At 71.7% G+C, this 20,409-nt stretch carries 18 protein-coding genes and 2 tRNA genes; 8 read left to right on the plus strand and 12 right to left on the minus strand.

What is annotated here, in order from left to right; all coding sequences use genetic code 11:
* Positions 1-51: 51 nt before the first annotated feature.
* The 4 genes from AMIR_RS05760 to AMIR_RS05775 form a co-directional block, all read right to left on the minus strand.
* Positions 52-822, minus strand: a complete 771-nt coding sequence (locus tag AMIR_RS05760) for a hypothetical protein (RefSeq protein WP_012783765.1) — start codon at positions 820-822, stop codon at positions 52-54.
* Positions 823-942: 120 nt separating this feature from the next.
* Entirely contained in the window at positions 943-2,145 is a 1,203-nt protein-coding gene (locus AMIR_RS05765; protein WP_015799994.1) for a GNAT family N-acetyltransferase, read from the minus strand.
* Positions 2,146-2,359: 214 nt separating this feature from the next.
* Positions 2,360-3,658 carry a hypothetical protein gene (locus tag AMIR_RS05770; protein ID WP_015799995.1) on the minus strand — a complete coding sequence of 433 codons (1,299 nt, stop codon included), beginning with the start codon at positions 3,656-3,658 and terminating at the stop codon, positions 2,360-2,362.
* A 546-nt stretch (positions 3,659-4,204) separates the two neighbouring features.
* A tRNA-Gly gene (locus AMIR_RS05775) sits at positions 4,205-4,278 on the minus strand.
* A 61-nt stretch (positions 4,279-4,339) separates the two neighbouring features.
* Between AMIR_RS05775 and AMIR_RS05780 the strand changes: the two genes are divergently transcribed.
* Positions 4,340-4,413 (plus strand) — tRNA-Pro (locus AMIR_RS05780).
* Between the two features lie 67 nt (positions 4,414-4,480).
* On the opposite strand, the gene AMIR_RS05785 is transcribed toward AMIR_RS05780, so the two are convergent.
* Complete coding sequence (locus AMIR_RS05785) at positions 4,481-5,389, minus strand: LysR family transcriptional regulator (RefSeq protein ID WP_015799996.1); 909 nt, start codon at positions 5,387-5,389, stop codon at positions 4,481-4,483.
* Positions 5,390-6,472: 1,083 nt separating this feature from the next.
* Here AMIR_RS05785 and tig point away from each other — a divergent pair.
* From tig to AMIR_RS05805, 4 genes are all read left to right on the plus strand, one after another.
* A complete protein-coding gene (gene tig, locus AMIR_RS05790; RefSeq protein ID WP_015799997.1) occupies positions 6,473-7,825 on the plus strand; it encodes a trigger factor in 1,353 nt (450 codons plus the stop codon).
* 159 nt (positions 7,826-7,984) lie between these two features.
* Positions 7,985-8,614: an ATP-dependent Clp protease proteolytic subunit gene (locus AMIR_RS05795; protein ID WP_015799998.1), complete on the plus strand. Its 630-nt coding sequence runs from the start codon at positions 7,985-7,987 to the stop codon at positions 8,612-8,614.
* 204 nt (positions 8,615-8,818) lie between these two features.
* Positions 8,819-10,099, plus strand: coding sequence for an ATP-dependent Clp protease ATP-binding subunit ClpX (clpX, locus tag AMIR_RS05800; protein ID WP_015799999.1), 1,281 nt, complete (start codon positions 8,819-8,821; stop codon positions 10,097-10,099).
* 3 nt (positions 10,100-10,102) lie between these two features.
* Entirely contained in the window at positions 10,103-10,693 is a 591-nt protein-coding gene (locus AMIR_RS05805; protein WP_015800000.1) for an RBBP9/YdeN family alpha/beta hydrolase, read from the plus strand.
* A gap of 21 nt (positions 10,694-10,714) precedes the next feature.
* Here AMIR_RS05805 and AMIR_RS05810 read toward each other — a convergent pair whose 3' ends face one another.
* On the minus strand, positions 10,715-11,623 hold the full coding sequence (locus AMIR_RS05810; protein ID WP_015800001.1) for an alpha/beta hydrolase: 909 nt from the start codon (positions 11,621-11,623) through the stop codon (positions 10,715-10,717).
* Between the two features lie 195 nt (positions 11,624-11,818).
* A complete protein-coding gene (gene fdhD / locus AMIR_RS05815; RefSeq protein WP_015800002.1) occupies positions 11,819-12,643 on the minus strand; it encodes a formate dehydrogenase accessory sulfurtransferase FdhD in 825 nt (274 codons plus the stop codon).
* A gap of 67 nt (positions 12,644-12,710) precedes the next feature.
* On the opposite strand from fdhD, the gene AMIR_RS05820 reads away from it, so the two are divergent.
* The 3 genes from AMIR_RS05820 to AMIR_RS05825 are packed head-to-tail and all read left to right on the plus strand — an operon-like array spanning position 12,711 to position 15,768.
* Positions 12,711-14,057, plus strand: a complete 1,347-nt coding sequence (locus AMIR_RS05820) for an OFA family MFS transporter (RefSeq protein WP_015800003.1) — start codon at positions 12,711-12,713, stop codon at positions 14,055-14,057.
* The gene (locus AMIR_RS40005) at positions 14,054-14,206 is read left to right on the plus strand and encodes an MFS transporter small subunit (protein WP_015800004.1); all 153 of its coding nucleotides are present in this window, start codon (positions 14,054-14,056) and stop codon (positions 14,204-14,206) included. The genes AMIR_RS05820 and AMIR_RS40005 overlap by 4 nt, the downstream gene beginning before the upstream one ends.
* An 11-nt stretch (positions 14,207-14,217) precedes the next feature.
* Positions 14,218-15,768, plus strand: coding sequence for a phytoene desaturase family protein (locus AMIR_RS05825; RefSeq protein ID WP_015800005.1), 1,551 nt, complete (start codon positions 14,218-14,220; stop codon positions 15,766-15,768).
* On the opposite strand, the gene AMIR_RS05830 is transcribed toward AMIR_RS05825, so the two are convergent.
* From AMIR_RS05830 to AMIR_RS35335, 5 genes are all read right to left on the minus strand, one after another.
* Positions 15,765-16,271, minus strand: a complete 507-nt coding sequence (locus tag AMIR_RS05830) for a hypothetical protein (RefSeq protein WP_015800006.1) — start codon at positions 16,269-16,271, stop codon at positions 15,765-15,767. The genes AMIR_RS05825 and AMIR_RS05830 overlap by 4 nt on opposite strands.
* Positions 16,268-18,559 carry an FdhF/YdeP family oxidoreductase gene (locus tag AMIR_RS05835; protein ID WP_015800007.1) on the minus strand — a complete coding sequence of 764 codons (2,292 nt, stop codon included), beginning with the start codon at positions 18,557-18,559 and terminating at the stop codon, positions 16,268-16,270. The genes AMIR_RS05830 and AMIR_RS05835 overlap by 4 nt, the downstream gene beginning before the upstream one ends.
* A gap of 10 nt (positions 18,560-18,569) precedes the next feature.
* Entirely contained in the window at positions 18,570-18,983 is a 414-nt protein-coding gene (locus AMIR_RS05840) for a hypothetical protein (protein ID WP_015800008.1), read from the minus strand.
* 74 nt (positions 18,984-19,057) lie between these two features.
* The gene (locus tag AMIR_RS38800; RefSeq protein WP_143760648.1) at positions 19,058-19,288 is read right to left on the minus strand and encodes a hypothetical protein; all 231 of its coding nucleotides are present in this window, start codon (positions 19,286-19,288) and stop codon (positions 19,058-19,060) included.
* Positions 19,289-19,331: 43 nt separating this feature from the next.
* Entirely contained in the window at positions 19,332-20,351 is a 1,020-nt protein-coding gene (locus AMIR_RS35335) for a hypothetical protein (RefSeq protein ID WP_015800009.1), read from the minus strand.
* Positions 20,352-20,409 lie beyond the last annotated feature (58 nt).

Genomic DNA, 20,409 nt, shown 5'->3' on the forward strand with positions numbered 1-20,409 from the left:
CCCCGCGGGGGAGCCGCCCTCGGCGTTCTCGGGAGTCAGAGCTCTCGGCGATCAGAAGTCGAAGCCGCCGCCGAAGTCGCCCCCGCCGTCGAAGCCCCCGCCGTCGAACCCGCCGGAGTCGCCGCCGCCCGCGTCACCGCCGCCGTCGCCGCCGTCAGCGCCCTCGGCGCCGTCCGCGTACCCGTCGGCGTAGGCCTCGTTCAGCACGTCCGGCGACACCCCGGACATCCCGGAGAACATCGCGCTCATCAGCAGCATCGAGCCGACGCCCCAGGCGCCCGCGACCAGCGCGGGCTTCCACCACGGCTCGCTGTACCAGCCCTGGGGCACCGGTCGACCCGCGACCACGCCACCGGGGTAGTAGTGCGGCGTGCCCTGGCCCGGCTGCGGCGAGGCCGCGTAGCTGTGGCCCTCCACGCTGACGTTCCGGTCCTCGGAGACCCGGCCCGCCTTGCCCTGGCCGGTGAGGTCCGGCAGCTCGGGGCCGGGGTCCAGGCCCATGGCGGTCCGCGCGGCCCGCACGTAGTACAGGCCCTCCATCGCGGTCTGCGTCACGAGCCTGCACTGCTCGACCGTCTTGGCCTGCTCCATCTGCGACCCCGCGGCGGTGAACCGCTCGGAGGCGTCGGCGAGGGCCTGCGTCGACGCGGTGTCGGCGCCGGTCAGCGACATCACCTGCCCGCCGAGCCGCTCGACCCAGCGCCGCGCGTCGGCCTGCGCGTCCTCGAGCTCGCGCTGCCGGGCCGCCGCGCGGTTGCGCGAGGACACGAAGATCGCGCCCGCCACGACCACGAGCAGCACGAGCACGACTGCGGTGCCCACGGTTCCCTCCAGGGTTGTCGGCCGTCCGTCCACCATCACGTTCTGCCCGGTAGAACGAGAGCGGCCATCGCCTAGTTCCCCGCACGGGCCGGGAAACCGCCCGTTCGGGTCGAATCCGGCTCAGAACACCTCCGCGCAGTGCGGCTCCTCCACACCCAGGAACGCCAGCGTCAACCGGGAGAGCGCCCCCGGCGTCACCTCCCGCACCTCCTGCGCCGCGCCCAGGGCGCTGAGCCGCACCCCGCCCAGGAACGCCGCCCCCAGCGCGCGGGCGCTCGCCACCACTTCCGCGTCCGCCTCCGTCCGCGCCACCGACGCCACCCCGTCCCGCACCGCGAACCGCCACCGTCCCGCGTTCCACGGGCAGAACCCGTCCACGACCTCCAGCACGACGTCCACGTCCACCGCGTATCGCCGCAGCGGCAGCGCCCGCTCCACGTCCACCAGCCGCACCCACAACGAGTCCACGAGCCGCCGCGACGCCGCCCTCGGGTCGGCCAGCAACCGGGTCACCGGCTCGCCGGACCCCGCGTACTGCTCGACCGAGCCGACCATGTCCAGGTCCAGCAGGTACCGGTAGAGCGCCGCGTACGCCTCGTCCGTGCGCGCCACCAGCTCCCGCACGTGCGCCTCGTGCCGGGGCCCGGAGTGCCCCCAGTCGTGCTTGACCCGGTACACCGCGTACCCGTCCGGGTGAACCGCGTACCGGTAGGCGCTGAGCCCGTCCCGATCGGACGGCTCGTCGGCGAAGTGGATCTGCCAGTTCGCCGCGCTCCTGGACAGCCACCCGGTCCGCCGGGGCGCCAGCTCCTGCCGCAGCTCCACCATGAACGGCATCGCCTCCGCGCGCGGGAGCTCCCTCACCCGCGCGTCGCCGACGCCCACGTGCGGCGCGAACGCGGCCCCGCGCGGGAGCGACAGCGCCTGGAAGTCGGCCGCGTGCCCGTACCCGAACCGCCCGTAGATCCCCGCCTCGGACGCCCACAGCGCCGCGATCGCCTCGCGCCCGCCCTCGCGCAGCCCGTGCAGCTGGACCCGCATCAGCTCGGTGAGCACCCCGCGCCTGCGGTGGCCGGGCTTGACCGCCACGCCGGTCACCGCCGCCACCGGGTGCTGGCCCGCGCCGGGCAGCGTCAGCCGCCGGGAGCAGATGGTCGCCCCGCCGATCAGCTCGTCGCCGTCCAGCACTGCCGTGCTGCGGGGCGCCTCGAACAGCGGCAGCCACCGCTCGGGTTCGGTGGTGTCCTGGAGGAAGGCGGCGTCGGACAGCCGCTGGAAGTCGCCCAGCTCGGTGATCGCGAAGCTCCTGGTGGTGAACGCCATGCCGCGTTCATACGCCCGCACGGGGGAGAGCGCGAAGCGATTTCCCCCCGACCGGCGGCGCCTGCCCGCGCGCGGCGCGCCCGGTGTGCACACTGGCCCGATGACGCGCGCGAAGCTGCTGGTGCTGCTCAGGTGCCTGTCCACCACCGCGATCGGGTTCCTGCTCGTGGTGCTGGCCGTCCAGTTCGGACCCCGCCTGCTCGGCTAGCCGCGCTCACCCCGCGCCGGGGGTCGAGGTCGACACGATGATCTGCTCGGCCACGAACCGCGCCAGCGGCACCTCCGGAGCCAGGTGCTCGTCGTCGGCGAACGGCGTGAACCGGCCCTTGATGCCCTCGCGCCCGTGCACCAGGGCGTTGCGGGTCTTGAGGATGCGGCGGCTGAGCGCGCTGAGCACCAGCGCCGAGTCCCGCCCGCGCAGGTCCACCTTGTCGCCCTCGGCGAACCGGACCGTCCGCGTCGCGTAGTGCTCGACCAGCCCGCGGTCGTAGGTGGTCAGGTCCTGGGCGAGCACGGCGAGGTCCACGTGCCGCTGGAGCACCAGCCGCAGCGCGACCTGCTCGTTGACCACGATCTCGTCGCCCTCCACCCGCGCGGCCCGCCCGACCTTGCGGATCAGCTCCCGCAGGTCCTTCTTGCGCCGGTAGGAGAACGCGGGCGCGGTGAGCGACTGCTGCACCTGGTTGATCAGGTCGTCCTGGTACGCGCTCTCGAAGAAGTGCTCGGCGACGTGGTAGTAGGACAGGAACTCCAGCACCGGGCTGTCCGCCGACACCCCCAGCTGGTAGTGGTGCACCAGGTCGCCGACGTACGCGCGGCGCGGCACGTCCACGTCGCCCGCGCGCGCCCTGCGCACCCGCGAGATCACCGAGGGCCGCACCACGTCGTCGAAGGAGCGCGCGGGCACCAGCGCCACGTCCAGGTTGTAGGCGAGGTGGAACAGCACCGCCTGCGCCGAGGACGTCCAGGACGTCGCGGCGCGCGGGCGCTCGGAGGTGATCCGCAGGGTGAGCAGGCTGGTTGCCTCGCGCAGCAGCTCGAACACCGTCCAGTCGCGCTCCTGCCGCTCCTCCACCAGCCGCTTGGGGTCGAAGGGGCCGAACACGATCCGGTCGGCGGGCACGCCGCGCTCCTTGAGCACGTCCCGCACCCGCAGCAGGTAGCCCACGCTGGGCGGGCCGACCTCGTAGCGCACGCCCTGCTGGTCGTCGGCGAGCACCAGGCCCTCGCCGAGGAGCCTGCGCAGGTTCCCGCTGGGCCTGCTGAACTGCACCAGCACCTCGAAGGACTTGTCGGAGGCGACGGCGGTCCCGTCGAGCGGCCGGTGCGCCGCCACCGAGGCCGCCACCGCGGCCAGCTCCGAGGCCGCGGTGGGGATCGAGCGGAAGTCCCCGATGCGGTACGTGTACGCCTCACCCGACCGCGTGACCTTCAACCGAAGGATCTGCGCGATGGCGTCGGCAAGGGAATCGACGTCGAGTTCCACGGCCCGCCTTCCGTCCGCTGTTGTCATCCATTCGTGGGTAATCCGAATGGGGAAAGCAATTCTGCCGGTGCGTGGCGCGCTGTTCCGGGCCGGACAATGCTAACCGCTGGGGCATTGCTCTCCGGGCACCCGCGCAATGCCGTGTCGCCCGCGCGCGCGGCCCGCGACCAGCGCGGTTGCCCGCCCCCGTTCCGGCGCGCGCGGCGGGAAAAGCCGGCGGGCGCATTTCCGGTTCCGCATTCGGCGCGACGAGCGGTGGAGCGCTCACGTTCGCGGGGCGGGGAATTTCCCGGAAGTCGGCGGACGTCATCCGATCCGCCCACGCGCCCGATCGGGCAGCGCGGGATTCCGGGTGGCGCCCACCCGTCCCGTGCGGCCGTTCGTGGACCGCGCCGTCCCGACCGGACGAGCGCCGCCCCACCCCGCAGCGCTCGCGGCCCGCGCGGCACGACCGCGCAGGGGGGTGGCTTCAAGGGGCGCGGAGGAGGCTCGGAGGAGGCGCGAGTCTGCCCGGAAACGCCGAAGACCGTCCACTCGGGACGGTCTTCGAAGGCTCTACCAGTGACGATCTGGTGGAGCGGGTGACGGGAATCGAACCCGCATGACCAGCTTGGAAGGCTGGGGCTCTACCATTGAGCTACACCCGCGCAGCGCCCACCGGGTGGGTGCTGAAAACAGCTTAGCGCGTCGCGCTAAGCTCCTGGTGACCGGGGCGTGGCGCAGTTTGGTAGCGCACCCGCTTTGGGAGCGGGGGGTCGCAGGTTCAAATCCTGTCGCCCCGACGGTCTCGGCCCCCTCTGCGCAGCACGAGGGGGCCGCTCCGCATCCACGACCCTGCACGTCGACGCCCTACGCGGGTGTCGCGGCCACCTGCTCGCTCACCACCTGCGCCGCCGCCGAGACCAGCGCGGTCACCGACGGGTTCGCCGAGTTGTCCTGGCGCCACGCGAACTGGGTGAACACCCGGAACGGCGGGGTCCAGCCGATGCGGCTGAGCCTGCCGTCCGCCAGCTCCGCGGCGACCGTGACCTCCGGCACCAGCGAGATGCCCAGCCCTGAGGCGACCGCCCGCTTGGCCGCGTCGACCGAGTCCAGGGCCAGCACCGGCGACCGCGACTCGGCCTCGTGCAGCCCGAGCGCCCGCTCGAACTGCTCGTGGTAGCTCGCCCCGTTCTCGGCCCTGACCAGCGTGCTGCCCCGCAGGTCCGCCTCGGTGACCGCGCCCGACCGCGCCAGCGCGTGGCCGGGGCCCGCGACCATCACCAGCGGTTCGGGGCACAGCACCGTCGTCTCCAGACCGTCCCGCTGCTCGACCGGGCCGATGAAGAACGCGCAGTCCAACCTGCCCTCGCGCACGGCGGCCAGGTTCGACCGGGTTGTTCGCGAGTGCAGCGAGATCTGGACGCTCGGGTAGCGCCAGCACATGTACTCGATCAGGGGTAAGAGCCGGTAGTCGGTGAGGCTCTGGGCGCTGCCTATCACGAGGTGCCCGTGCGGCTCCCCGTTCATGGTGATCGCCTTGCGGGCCTTGTCGGTGAGCGTGATGATGTTGCGCGCGAACGGCAGCAGCTCGACCCCGGCGGAGGTCATCTGGATGCCGCGCGGCAACCTGCGGAACAGGGCGACGCCGAGGGTCTCCTCCAGCGCCTTGATCCTGGTGGTGATCGTGGGCTGAGAGCAGTTCAGCGTGGCGGCGGCCTTCGTGAAGCTGCCGGTCTGCACCACTGTGGTGAACGCCAGAAGTTGACGGGTCTCCATGGAACTCCCCAACGGTCCGTGGTGGATCACGGCGAGAGGCGGTTCGCCGTGGGTTCCGCGCGTGGCGGTGGTCGGCCTGTCCCGGCTGGTGGCCGGGGGTCGGGTCAACATCGCCTCGCGGCCGGGCCCTGGGGTTCCGGGTGGCGCGCAAGCCCGTCGTGCGGTTGCCCGAGCGGCGGACGGGCGGACGCCCGCGTGTTCGGGGGAATCGGCGGAATGGTCTTCATCGGGGTCATCGGCACCTTTTCTGGTAGGTGGTAAAGAGCGCGATGACATGTCTCGCTCGTTCCGTTCCCGGTCGCCCGTCGCGTTCACGTGCACGACGGCGGGGCGCCCGGATGAGTTAATCGTCTTTCCTGGCCGCCTTCTTGCGGCCTGCGGCGCAACGGTACCGGAATCCCACACTAATGGACTACGGCGAGTGGAGTCATCTCCGGGCGTGAAAGTTTTCTGCGCACCGGTGCTCCGAATGGCCTCACTTCACCTGTAAAGGGTAGCGTTCCGCCGCGTTCGTCGCTGTGGGTAAGAGTGCGCTGCGGCGCCAGTGTTACCCCACTTGAGCCCGCCGCTGTCCGGTTACGTTCGGTTTCACGCTCCCGGTGCACCACGACGTCCTGCGAACGGCCTAGCGGGTGCTGGGCCGCGTGTCCGCCGGGGGCCACTGGTACGCGGATGTTCCCCGCAACGGCGGAATGGGTGACCGGGAGGGCGGTAAAGGCTGCCCAAACCGGCGCACCGCGGCGGTCGCGCCCGTTGTCCGCGCACCGTCCGCCCGGTTCGCCCGCCCGGTTCGTCCGCTTCCGGGGTGGCGCGGAAAACCCGACCCCGAGTCGATTCGACGGCGCCCGACCCGCCGAAAACTATTTCGTGCGCGCGCCATGTCGGAAAACCGCGCGCCGCCGGACCGCCCACCTCTCGCACCGCGCGCGCCGCGCCGGGCGCGCGCACCCGCACGTGAACCACCCGGTCGCGGGGTGCCACCCCGGCCGGGGGCGGCCTCGCCTAGACTCAGGCGAATCCCGTCAGCCGCCCGACCCTGGGCGCTGCGGGGTGTTCCGCACGTCCCGTTACGAGGAGACCACGTTGAAGAGCACCGTCGAGCACCTGAGCCCGACGCGGGTCCGGATCAACGTCGAGGTGCCGTTCGACGAGCTCAAGTCGGACTTCGACCGCGCGTACCGCAAGCTGGCCAAGCAGGTCCGCATCCCCGGCTTCCGCCCCGGCAAGGTCCCCGCCCGCGTCCTGGAGAGCCGCATCGGTCGCGCTCCCGTCCTGGACGAGGTCGTGCAGGAGGCCATCCCGGCGAAGTACCTGGAGGCCGTGAACTCCGGCGAGCTGCGCACCCTGGGCCGTCCCGACTTCGAGGTGACCAAGATCGAGGACGGTGACACCATCGAGTTCACCGCCGAGGTCGACGTCCGCCCCGAGATCACCGTGCCCGCCTTCGGCGAGCTGTCGGTGAGCGTCGGCGAGCAGGAGGTCACCGACGAGGACGTGGCCACCCAGCTCGACGAGCTGCGCGCCCGCTTCGGCACCCTCACCGGTGTGAAGCGCCCCGCCCAGCAGGGTGACTTCGTCGTGGTCGACCTGTCCGCCACCGTCGACGGCGAGGAGGTCGAGGAGGCCAAGACCTCCGGCCTGTCCTACGAGATCGGCTCCGGCCAGCTCGTCGAGGGCATCGACGAGGCCCTGGTCGGCGCCTCCGAGGGCGAGACCAAGAACTTCACCACCAAGCTGGTCGCGGGCGACCACGCGGGCCGCGACGCCGACGTCGTCGTGGTCCTCAGCAGCGTGAAGGAGCGCCAGCTCCCCGAGCTGGACGACGAGTTCGCGCAGCTGGCCAGCGAGTTCGACACGCTCGACGAGCTCAAGGACGACCTGCGCACCCGCCTCGGCCGGGTGAAGAAGATGCAGCAGGGCGTCGAGGCCCGCGACAAGGTCCTGGAGGCGCTGCTCGCCGGCGTCGAGGTCCCGCTGCCCGAGGCCGTCGTGCAGAGCGAGATCGAGGTCCGCGAGCACGACGCGGTGCACTCCTTCGACCACGACCAGGAGCGCTTCGACGCCTGGCTGGCCGAGCAGGGCCAGACCAAGGAGGAGTTCGACGCGGAGGTCCGCACCGCGTCCGAGCAGGCGGTCAAGACCCAGCTCGTGCTGGACGCCATCGCCGACGCCGAGCAGCTCACCGTCTCCGACGCCGAGCTGACCGAGCGGATCATCTACCAGGCCCAGCGCTTCGGCGTCAGCCCCGACGAGTACGTCAAGCGGGCGCAGCAGTCCGGCCAGCTCGGCGCGATCTTCGCGGACGTGCGGCGCGGCAAGGCCCTGGCCACCGTGGTGCGCCAGGCGACCGTGACCGACGAGTCCGGCGAGAAGCTCGACCTGGACGAGCTGTTCGGCGAGGCCAAGCCCGCCGAGGACGACTCCACCGAGGAGTGAAGCCCTGAGCGAACGCGGGCGGTGTCGGGAAGGCGACGCCGCCCGCCTTCGTTAAGGTCGGGGTGAAGGGGTTCGCACGGCGCAGCGGGCGCACCGCAGGCCTGAACCAGGCGGGCGGGCCCCACTGAAGACCGGCGAGCACAGGACCAGGAGATTCCAGTGAGCCAGTTCCACGCGCCGCAGTCCCGGTACGTGCTTCCCTCGTTCGTCGAGCGCACGAGCTACGGCGTCAAGGAGTCCAACCCGTACAACAAGCTGTTCGAGGAGCGCATCATCTTCCTCGGCGTGCAGGTGGACGACGCCTCGGCGAACGACGTGATGGCCCAGCTGCTCGTGCTGGAGTCCGAGGACCCGGACCGGGACATCCTGATGTACATCAACTCGCCGGGTGGCTCGTTCACCTCGCTGATGGCCATCTACGACACCATGCAGTTCGTCCGCCCGGACATCCAGACCTACTGCCTCGGCCAGGCCTCCTCCGCGGCGGCCGTGCTGCTGGCGGCGGGCACCCCCGGCAAGCGCCACGCGCTGCCGAACGCGCGGGTGCTGATCCACCAGCCCGCCACCGAGGGCGTGTACGGCCAGGTGTCCGACCTGGAGATCCAGTCGAACGAGATCCAGCGCGTGCGCAGGCTGCTGGAGTCCACCCTGGCGCACCACACCAACCGCTCCCCGGAGCAGGTGCGCGCCGACATCGAGCGCGACAAGATCCTGACGGCCGAGGAGGCCAAGGAGTACGGGATCGTCGACACCGTTCTGCCTTACCGGAAGCTCTCGGCCAGGTCCTGACGGCCGGCCCCCGACACGCCGTGCCCGACGGGTTGCCGCCGGGTTCGCCGGGTCGGGGGCACGCTGGTGCTCCCACCCACGCGGGTGGGCCAGGTACCTTCGAGGGGAACACGGCGGTCTCCCGCTCTCCGCGCGGGGTCCCGCCTCATCAGCAGTCAGGCGCGCCGACCCCCGGTGCGCCGGAGGGGACAGAGGTCAGCGGTCATGGCGCGTATCGGTGACGGCGGCGACCTGCTGAAGTGCTCTTTCTGCGGCAAGAGCCAGAAGCAGGTGAAAAAACTCATCGCCGGTCCCGGCGTCTACATCTGCGATGAGTGCATCGACCTCTGCAACGAGATCATCGAGGAAGAACTCGCGGAGGCGGGCGACGTCAAGCTCGACGAGCTGCCCAAGCCCGCCGAGATCCACGACTTCCTCGACCAGTACGTGATCGGCCAGAGCGAGGCCAAGCGGACTCTCTCGGTGGCGGTCTACAACCACTACAAGCGCATCCAGGCGGGTGACCGGGGGCGTGAGGGGCGGGACGACGGGGTCGAGCTGGCCAAGTCGAACATCCTCATGCTCGGCCCCACCGGCTGCGGCAAGACCTACCTCGCGCAGACGCTCGCGAAGATGCTGAACGTCCCGTTCGCCATCGCCGACGCGACCGCGCTGACCGAGGCGGGCTACGTCGGCGAGGACGTCGAGAACATCCTGCTCAAGCTCATCCAGGCGGCGGACTACGACGTCAAGCGGGCCGAGACCGGGATCATCTACATCGACGAGGTCGACAAGATCGCCCGCAAGAGCGAGAACCCGTCGATCACCCGCGACGTCTCCGGCGAGGGCGTGCAGCAGGCCCTGCTGAAGATACTGGAGGGGACCACCGCGTCGGTGCCCCCGCAGGGCGGTCGCAAGCACCCGCACCAGGAGTTCATCCAGATCGACACGACGAACGTGCTGTTCATCGTGGCGGGCGCCTTCGCGGGTCTCGAGAAGATCATCCAGGACCGGATCGGCAAGCGCGGTCTCGGCTTCGGCGCCGAGGTCCGCACCAAGGCCGAGGTCGACGCGGCGGACTACTTCGCCGAGTCGATGCCGGAGGACCTGATCAAGTTCGGGCTCATCCCGGAGTTCATCGGCCGGTTGCCGATGGTCGCCAGCGTGACGAACCTGGACCAGCCGTCCCTGGTGCGCATCCTCACCGAGCCGAAGAACGCCCTGGTCAAGCAGTACCAGAAGCTGTTCGAGATGGACGGCGTTGAGCTGGAGTTCACCAAGTCCGCGCTGGAGGCGGTCGCCGACCAGGCGATCCTGCGCGGCACGGGGGCTCGCGGCCTGCGGGCGATCATGGAGGAGGTGCTGCTGCCGGTGATGTACGACATCCCGAGCCGCACCGACGTCGCCAAGGTCGTCATCACCGAGCAGACGGTGAAGGAGAACGTGAACCCGACCATCGTGTCCCGGCAGCCCAGCCGCCGGGAGCGCCGCGAGAAGTCGGCCTGACCGGTGTCCCTGCCCCACGTCCTGCTGCTGCACGGCCTCGGAGGTTCCGGGCCCGAGCACTGGCAGACGTGGTTGGCGGGGGAACTGGCGGCGCACGGCGCCCAGGTGGACGTGCCCTCGTTCACCGACCCCGACGCGCCGGAACTGGAGGTGTGGCTGGGTGAGCTCCGCGCTCACCTGGCCGCGGCCCCCACCGGCGTGGAGCGGGTCGTCGCCGCGCACTCGTTGGCGTGCCTGCTGTGGCTGCACCACGCCGCCACCCTGACCGACCCGGCGCTGCGCGTGGACCGCGTGCTGCTGGTCGGCCCGCCCAGCCCGCGCTACGCGGGCGAGATCGCGATCCCCGCGCAGTTCCTGGACTGCCCGCTGGAGCCGGACGCCCCGCGCGCCGCCTCCGCCGACACCAGGCTCGTGGTCGGCGAGGGCGACCCGTTCTGCAGCCTGGAGCAGGCCAAGGAGCTGGCGGGCGCGCTGAGGCTCGACCTGGACGTCATCGTGGGCGGCGCGCACCTGAACACGGACGCGGGCTACGGCCCGTGGGGCGCGGCGCTGAAGTGGGTCCGCAGCAACCGCACCCCCCTCACCCCGCGCTGACCACCCCGGCGGGCCGCCCGCTCACGTCGTGCTGAGCTGCTTGCCCAGGAAGCGGACCACGTCCGGGGTGATGGTCTTGTAGAACTCGTCGTTGTGCCCACCGGGCGTCACCGAGCCGACCTCGGGTCTCACCGTCTGGATGAACTTCCGGGTTCCCTCGATGAACGGGTCCCGGTCGCCGACCCACACCCCGACGGGCAGGTTCTTCAGCTTGTCCGGGTGCCGCAGCGGGTCCAGCGACTCCCACTGGCCGACGTCCTGGAACGCCTTGCGCTTGGACATCTCCGTCCAGGAGGTCAGCAGCCCCGGCGAGATCGCCGCGACCGCCTTGATCCGCTCCTTGCGCTCCAGTTTGCGGCGCGCGTACAGCAGGGCCCCGAACCCGCCCATCGACACGCCCGCGCAGGCGACCGGCCGGGAGAACCCGCGGTCGGCCAGCCACCGGGGCACCTCCTCCAGCAGCATCCCCATCGGGTCGTCGCCCGCCACGTTCTCGTGCCAGTAGTTGTTGTCCCCGTCCACCGAGACGAACCCGAACGGGGGAACCGCGCCCTTGGCCACGGCCGACACCAGCACGTCGGGGAGGTTGCCCACGAGCGCGTCCTGCGCCTTGCCGTACAGGCCGTGCAGCAGCAGCACCATGGGCAGCTTCAGCGTCTCCACACCGGGAGGCGCGACCGTCAGGAAGGTGATCTCCTTGCCGCGCTGGGCGGAGAACAACCGCTCCGACTGCACGAGCAACCGCCGGACCGCGGGCTTGAAGCCGTTCGAGCCGCCCTTCGGGGTGCTCATCGCGCCCCCCGCCACGGCCTGGTTCGCCCTGGGCGGCAGGGGCTCCTCGCCACCGAGCGCGGCGGACACCCCCGCGGCGCCCGCCCCCAGCGCCCCGAGAGCGCCGAGCGCGCCCAGAACCGCGCGCCTGCTGACCATGCACCCTCCCACACCGGCCCCCGCGCGCTTCACCGCTCGCGAGGGCGACCGTCTTCTCCCACCGGACACGGGGCCGGAGTCGAGCTCCAGCCACTGGTGACAGGACGGCGTCGGCGCGTCACCCGCAGTGCTGGAACTCGTCGCACAGCGGAGCGGCCACCGCCCGTTTGGCGGTGGCCGTCCGTGGTGGACGAGTCAAGCGGTCACCCGCTCGTGTCCGGTGTACACGTTCATCGAGTCTCCGCGCAGGAATCCGACGAGGGTCACGCCCTGCTCCTCGGCCAGGTCCGCCGCGAGCGACGAGGGGGCCGACACCGCTGCCAGCAGCGGAACGCCCGCCATCGCGGCTTTCTGCACCAGCTCGAACGAAGCCCGCCCGGAGACCATGAGAACCGTACCGGTCAGGGGAATCCGGTCGTTCAGCACCGCCCACCCGAGGACCTTGTCGACGGCGTTGTGCCTGCCGACGTCCTCCCGCACCACCAGCGCCTGACCGTCGGCGGTGAACAGCCCCGCCGCGTGCAGTCCCCCGGTCGAGGCGAACACCTTCTGGCGTTCCCGCAGGTCGTCGGGAAGCGCGGTGAGCACGTCCACGTCTACCGTGGTCGAGTCCCCAGCGGGGGAGAAGCGGGTCTTGAGCTTGACCGCGTCCAGCGCGGCCTTGCCGCAGACCCCGCACGAGGAGGTGGTGTAGAAGTTGCGCTCGACCCCGACCTCCGGCGGCGGCACGCCCTCCGCGAGCGTCAGGTCCAGGACGTTGTAGGTGTTCTCCCCGTCCGGGCCGGTGCCCTCGCAGAAGCGCGCGACGGCGACGTCGGAGAGGTGGCCGATGACGCCCTCGCTGAGCAGGAAGCCGTGCGCGAGCTCCACGTCCTTGCCCGGCGTGCGCATGGTGACGGCGAGCGCTCTGCCGTTCACCCTCAGCTCCAGCGGCTCCTCGGCCGCCAGGGAATCGACCTTCCGACGTTCTGCCCGGCGCGAATAGGTCACCACTGGGCGACGAACTGTGACACGGCCCACCTGGAACTCCTTTCGCAGGCTAAGTTTCCCGTGGTTCGACCACACAAGGTTACGGAGGTGATGAACAGTGGGGTTCCTCGACCGTTCGCGGACGGTGGCTTCACCTGATTGGAACAGGTGGTTGGTGCCACCGGCCGCACTGTCGGTGCACCTGTCCATCGGACAGGCGTACGCGTGGAGCGTATTCAAACCGCCGCTGGAGAAGGCGCTGGACCTCAACGGCACGCAGAGCGCGCTGCCGTTCCAGCTCGCCATCGTGATGCTCGGCCTGTCGGCCGCGTTCGGCGGCACGTTCGTCGAGCGCAACGGCCCGCGCTGGGCGATGTTCGTCTCCGCGTCCTGCTTCTCGACCGGCTTCCTGGTCGCGGCGCTGGGCGCGTGGACCGAGCAGTACTGGCTGGTCGTCCTGGGCTACGGCTTCATCGGCGGCATCGGCCTCGGCATCGGCTACATCTCGCCGGTCTCGACGCTCATGAAGTGGTTCCCTGACCGCCCCGGCATGGCCACCGGCATCGCGATCATGGGCTTCGGCGGCGGAGCGTTGATCGCCTCGCCGTGGTCCGCCCAGATGCTGAGCTCGTTCGGCAGCACCCCGCACGGGATCGCCATGGCGTTCCTGGTGCACGGCGTGGTCTACGCGGTGTTCATGACCCTCGGCGTCCTGCTGATCCGGGTGCCGCAGAGCCTGCCCGCGGCGGCCACCTCGGGCGTGTCCGCCGGTTCCGGCCAGGCGGGCGTGTCCACCCCGGCGGTCAACGTCTCGGCCCGCAACGCCCTGCGCACCCCGCAGTTCTGGTGCCTGTGGGTGGTGCTGTGCTTCAACGTGACGGCGGGCATCGGCATCCTGGAGAAGGCCTCGCCGATGATCCGGGACTTCTTCGCCGACACCGCGACCCCGGTCGCGGCCAGCGCCGCCGCGGGCTTCGTGGCGCTGCTGTCGCTGATGAACATGGCGGGCCGGATCGTGTGGTCCTCGGTGTCCGACATCGTGGGCCGCAAGAACATCTACCGGCTCTACCTGGGCGCGGGCGCGCTCGTCTACCTGGTGCTGGCGCTGTTCGGCGGCTCGTCCAAGCTGCTGTTCGTGCTCTGCGCGATGCTGATCCTGTCCTTCTACGGCGCGGGCTTCGCCACGATCCCGGCCTACCTGAAGGACCTGTTCGGCACCTACCAGGTCGGCGCGATCCACGGCCGCCTGCTGACCGCGTGGTCCACGGCGGGCGTGCTCGGGCCGCTGATCATCAACGCGATCGCGGACAGCCAGAAGGCCGCGGGCAAGGTCGGTCCCGACCTGTACTCGACCTCGCTGTTCATCATGATCGGGCTGCTGGTCGTCGGGTTCGTCGCCAACGAGCTGGTCAAGCCGGTCGCGGCCAAGTACCACGAGCCGGTCCTTCAGGAGGTCAAGTCATGAGCGAGACGACGGGAGAGCGGGCCGACGTCGGGCAGACCGGGAACAAGCGGACCGCGCTGGTGGTCGTGTCCTGGCTGTGGGTCGGCGTGCCGCTGGCCTACGGGCTGTTCGAACTCATCCGCAAGGTGACCGCGCTGTTCACTGGATAGGGGGACCGGCGGTGGACGGGTTATATGACGCGGTAGTCGTCGGCGGAGGCCACAACGGCCTCGTCGCCGCCGCTTACCTGGCCGGGGCCGGTCGTTCGGTCCTGGTGCTGGAGAAGCTGCCGCAGGTCGGAGGGGCCGCGGTCGGCGAGCAGGCGTTCACAGGCGTGCCTGCCCGCTTGTCGCGGTACTCCTACCTGGTCAGCCTCCTGCCCGATCGGATCACCACCGATCTGGGCCTGAGGCTGGAACTGCGCTCGCGCGCGGTGTCGTCCTACACGCCGGTGAGCGGCGGGGCCGGGCTCCTGGTCGAACGGGAACCCGGTCCCGCCACAGCCTCCTCGTTCCGGGCCCTCAGCGGCTCCGAGAGCGACTGGGAGGCCTGGCGGGGGTGGTACGGCGAGGTCGCCGCCCTGGCGTCCGCGCTGGCGCCCACGCTGCTGGAGCCGCTGCCCTCGCGGGAGCGCGTCGAGCACCTCGCGGGCGGGCTGTGGGGACCGCTGTTCGAGCGGCCGATCGGCGAGGCGCTGCGGGAGCGGTTCGCGCACGACGTGGTGCGCGGGGTCGTGGCCACCGACGCCCTGATCGGCACGCACGCGTCGCTGGACGCGGACCTGGCGGCCAACCGGTGCTTCCTCTACCACGTGGTCGGCAACGGCACGGGGGAGTGGCGGGTGCCGGTCGGCGGCATGGGGGCGGTGACCGCCGAGCTGCTGCGGGTCGCCCGCGCCGCCGGGGCCGAGGTGGTGACCGGGGCCGAGGTGACCTCGGTGCGCGCCGACGGGCGGGTCGCGGAGGTCGAGTTCGCCGACCGGGACGGGGTCCCGAGGACCGTCGGAGCCCGGTTCGCGCTGGTGAACGCTGCCCCGGCCGAGCTGGCGCGGTTGCGCGGGCTGCCGGTCGGGCCGGTCGCGGACGGGTGCCAGCTGAAGGTGAACATGCTGCTGGAGCGGCTGCCCGGACTCCGGTCCGGGGTGGACCCGAGGGTGGCGTTCGCGGGCACGCTGCACCTGGACGAGTCCTACCGCGCCCTGGAGGGCGCCTACCGGGACAGCGCGGCCGGGCTGGTGCCCGAGGTGCTGCCCGCCGAGATGTACTGCCACACGCTGACCGACCCGTCGATCCTCGATCCGGGCCTGGTCGGGCGCGGGTGGCACACGCTGACCCTGTTCGGCCTGCACACCCCGGCGCGGCTGTTCGAGGGCGACAACGCCGGACTGCGCGCGCACCTGGTCGGCCGGTACCTGACCGCGCTCAACGAGCACCTGGTGGAGCCGATCGAGGGCTGCCTGGCCGTGGACGCCGACGGCCGCCCGTGCCTGGAGGCCCGCACGCCGCTCGACCTCGAAGCCGAGATCGGCCTGCCGCGCGGGCACATCTTCCACGGGGACCTTGACTGGCCGTTCGCCGAGCGCCCCGAGCAGGTCGGGACCTGGGGCGTGGAGACCGACGTCGACAACCTGCTGGTGTGCGGGGCGGGCGCCCGGCGCGGCGGCGGGGTCAGCGGGATCGGCGGGCACAACGCGGCCATGGCCGTGCTGGCCCGCCTGAGCGGAACCGCCTAGCTCCGCCGCTCGATCAGCTGAGTCACCAGCTTGCGCGCCGAGGTCTCGTTGGCCCCCGAGGTCACCGAGACCTCCAGTCCGCCCTGCCTGGCCACCACGCTGGTCTGCACGACCTCGCCCGAGCCCCTGGTGGCCGCGTACGCCTGCTCGTGGAAGTCCGGCAGGTCCACCACCCGCAGCCCGTCGTCCTCGGCCGACTTCCGGCCACCGGCGAACGCCTCGGCGTCCACCCCGGACCGGAACCGCACCTCGGTCTCCACACCGCCCCGCGCGTACTCGCAGGTCAGGGTCTGCCCGTCGACGAACTCGCGGGGGTTGCCGAGCACCAGCCCCAGCGCGGGGCCGACCACGTCGGCGGGGGCGAACCGCGCGCAGTTCGCCCCGTTCGCCGCGCCGGTCGACGTGGGCCCCGCCGTCGTCGTCCCGCTCGGCGCGGGCTCCTGCCCGCCCGTGCAGCCCGCGACCACGAGCGCCAGGGCCCACGCCGCCGACGCGCGCCTCACGCGATCTTCTCCAGCCGCAGCACGACCGACTTGGAGGTGGGCGTGCCGGAGATGTCCGCCGTGGACTCCAGCGGGATCAGCGGGTTCGCCTCGGGGAAGTACGCCGCGGCGCACCCCTTCGCCGTCGGGTACGACACGATCCGGAACTTCTCGGCCTTGCGCTCCACGGTCCCGCTCGGGTCCTCCGGCCACTCGCTGACCAGGTCGACCATCTCGCCGTCCCGGAAGCCCAGCGAGACCAGGTCGTCCGGGTTGACGAACACCACGCGCCTGCCGTCCTTGACGCCGCGGTAGCGGTCGTCCAGGCCGTAGATCGTGGTGTTGTACTGGTCGTGGCTGCGCATCGTCTGGAGCATCAGCCTGCCCTCGGGCACCGGCAGCACGGTCAGCTCGTTGGCCGCGAACTGCGCCTTGCCGCTCCGGGTGCCGGTGAACTCGCGGGCGTCGCGCGGCGCGTGCGGCAGCACGAACCCGTCGGGCTGGCGCACCCGCCGGTTGTAGTCCTGGCAGCCGGGCACGACGTTCGCGATGTGCTCGCGGATGACGTCGTAGTCCTTCTCCATCTCCTCCCAGCGCACCGGGTGCTCCGGGCCGAGCAGCGCGCGGCCGAGCCTGCACACGATCGAGATCTCGGACAGCAGCTGGTCGCTGGCCGGGGTCAGCCTGCCGCGCGAGCGGTGCACCACGGACATGGAGTCCTCGACGGTGACGAACTGCTCGCCGGTGTGCTGCACGTCCTCCTCGGTGCGGCCCAGCGCGGGCAGGATCAGCGCGACCTGGCCGTGCACGGCGTGCGACCGGTTGAGCTTGGTGGAGACCTGCACGGTGAGCGTGCACTGCCGCAGCGCCGCCTCGGTGACGCGGGTGTCCGGGGTGGCCGACACGAAGTTGCCGCCCATCGCGATGAACACCTTGGCCTCGCCCGCGCGCATCGCCTTGATGCCCTCGACGGTGTCGTGGCCGTGCTTGCGCGGCACCTCGATGCCGAACTCCTCCTCCAGCGCGACCATGAACTTCTCCGGCATCTTCTCCCAGATGCCCATGGTCCGGTCGCCCTGGACGTTGGAGTGGCCGCGCACCGGGCACAGGCCCGCGCCCGGCTTGCCGATCATGCCGCGCGCCATGATCACGTTGCTCAGCTCGCGGATGGTGGCGACCGAGTGCTTGTGCTGGGTCAGGCCCATCGCCCAGCACATGATCGTCGCGTTGGACTCGGCGACCATGCGGGCGAACTTCTCGATCTCGGCGCGGGTCAGGCCGGTCGCGCCCAGGATCACGTCCCAGTCGATCTCGCGGACGCTCTCGGCGTAGGCCTCGAACCCGTCGGTGCTGTTCTCGATGAAGTCCTTGTCGATCGCGTCCCACGCCAGCAGCAGGTGCCCGACCGCCTGGAACAGCGCCTGGTCGCCACCGAGCTTGATCTGCAGGAACTCGTCGGTGAGGGCGGTGCCCGAGCCGATCAGGCCGCTTAGGTTCTGCGGGTTCTTGAAGCGCAGCAGGCCCGCCTCGGGCAGCGGGTTGACCGTGACGATCTTCGCCCCGGCCTTCTTCGCGTCCTCCAGGGCGGCGAGCATCCGGGGGTGGTTGGTGCCGGGGTTCTGGCCCACCACGACGATCAGCTCGGCCTTGGTGAAGTCGTTGATGCTCACCGAGCCCTTGCCGATGCCCGTGGTCTCGGACAGCGCGGCGCCGGAGGACTCGTGGCACATGTTGGAGCAGTCCGGCAGGTTGTTCGTGCCGAACGAGCGGACCAGCAGTTGGTAGGCGAACGCGGCCTCGTTGCTGGTGCGGCCCGAGGTGTAGAACAGCGCCTGGTCGGGGTCGTCGAGCGCGTTGAGGTGCTCGGCGACCAGCTCGAAGGCGGCCGTCCAGGAGATGGGCTCGTAGTGGGTGGCGCCCTGGCGCAGCACCATGGGCTCGGTGAGCCTGCCCTGCTGGCCGAGCCAGTAGTCGGTCTTCTCGGCGAGCTCGGCGACCGGGTGGGCGGCGAAGAACTCGCGCCCGGCGCGGCGGCGGGTCGCCTCCTCGGCGACGGCCTTGGCGCCGTTCTCGCAGAACTCGGCCAGCTTGCGGTGCCCCTGCGGCTCCGGCCAAGCGCAACCGGGGCAGTCGAACCCCTCGCGCTGGTTGAGCAGCCGGAGTGTGGTGACGGTGCGCGTGACGCCCATCTGCTCCACGCCCCGGCGCAGCGACACCGCCACACCGGGAATGCCAGCGGCCCACTGCTTGGGACCGGTGACTTCCAGCTGGGACTCGTCGACGTCGTGCAGCGGTGGCCTGGTGGTCATGGGCCCATTGTCACTTCCGACCAGGACCATTGTCACTCGCGGGGCCGGGATTGGTCTCCTGCTCGTGGCAACCCGACAGCGCCTCGGTCACCCGGTCGAGGTCGAAGTGCCGGAGCGTGACCGGCCGGGGATTCCGGGTAACGGACTGGGCCGAACGGCCTCGGACCGAGTGCGCCGGCGCGAGGTAGCCGCGACCGCACGCCTCGCAGGACACCGAGTAGGCGTAACCCGTGCGGGTCTCCTGCCACAACTGCTCGTGGTCGGCGTCCTCCACCACGACGAGGTGCTCGGCCTTGTGCCTGACCAGCGAGACCACCTCCACGGGCGAGCGCACCCCGTCCGGGTCGGGGTAGGCGAAGGCGTAGGCGAACAGGTGGTCGGCGCGCACGGACGGCAGTCCGTCCGGGCGCACCTCGGCGCGCATCGAGCCGGTCGCCCTCGGCGCGACCGGCAGCAGCGCCTAGTCGCCCGCGACCCTGGTGAGCACCGCGTCGGCGTTCACGCCCAGCTCGACCGCCGTGCGCGCGTGCGCCCGGCAGGTCGTGGAGAACAGTCCTCGGCCGGGGTCCCCCGGAAGGGGGGAGCCGGGTCGTACCGGTAGTCGGCGGGCACGCCTGCGCCCATCGGGTGCGCGACGGCGGGCCGCCGGCCCGACCGCGCCACCAGCACGCCCGTCGACGCGACGAGCGCGAGCGCCACCAGCGCGGACGGCGCCCGCCTGCCTCCCACCGCCACGCCAACCCCGTTCGCGCTCACCCCGTCGGACCGGCCGTCACCGCTCGCAGCCGTCCCCTTCCAGGGCGATGGGCATGGACGGGTCGAAGTAGCGCTCGGGCGGGGCCGTCGTGCTGGGCGCGGTCTCCAACGCCTGCTCGGAGTAGGCCGGGGCGATCAAGCCCTCGCGGGCGGGGCCGCAGGCCATCGAGTAGGTGTACCCCTCCGACGAGGTGAACCAGGCGCCCTGGCTGCCCGGCGCGTACCGGTTGCCGGAGAGCAGCGAGTACTCCGTCCTCATCCTGGTCACCACCACCGTCTGCATGGGGTTGAACACGCGGTCCCGGTCGCCGAAGGCGAACGCGTAGGCGAACAGGTAGTCGGTGGTGACCAGGAGGTTGCCCTCGGGGTCGAGGCCCGCGCTCATCGAGCCCGTCACCTTCGGCTCGACGGGCAGCAGCGCGAACCCGCGCGCCACCCTGGTCACGAGGCTGGAGCCGGAGGAGGCGGCGAGGCTGTCGCGCACCTGCGGGTGGCTGTCCGGCGCGAGCAGCGACAGCAAGGGCTCCGGGTCGTGGTCGACCAGCGTCCTGCGGTCGAGCCTGGCGGCGACCACGAGCTGCCGCGCCCGCTCGTAGGCCGCCGCGACCTCCTCGGCGCCGTGCGGGCCCACCGGCGCTGCCTGCGGGACGGTGACGCCCGCCGCGCCGTCCGCCCAGGTGGCGGCCGGGGTGCCCGCGAACGGGTCGGCCGGGTCGACCCGGCGCCAGTCGTCCACGGTCGAGACCGCGGTGGCCTCGGTCGTCGTGGTGGCGGCGGTCGACCCGGTCGCCGCCGCCCCGACCCGCGCCGCTCCGCCCGGCAGGTCCGCGCCGCGCAGCCAGAACGCCGCCCCGGCGGCGACCGCCAGCGCCAGCGCCGCGTACCCGGCCTTCGCGCCCCGCGAGCGCAGCCGCGCCCGCCTGCGCTCCCGCTTCGAGCGGGCGAGCGCCTGCCGCACCCACGGCTCGTCGCTGTTGAGGTCGGGATGGTCCTCGAAGCCCTGCACGTTCCCCCCGGTTCCGGATAGCTCGTTCACTCGATCGGCCTAGCCGGGGGCGGTGTTACGGGGGTCGCAGCGGGTGACGACAGCTCCT

Source organism: Actinosynnema mirum DSM 43827 (assembly GCF_000023245.1).
GTDB lineage: Bacteria > Actinomycetota > Actinomycetes > Mycobacteriales > Pseudonocardiaceae > Actinosynnema > Actinosynnema mirum.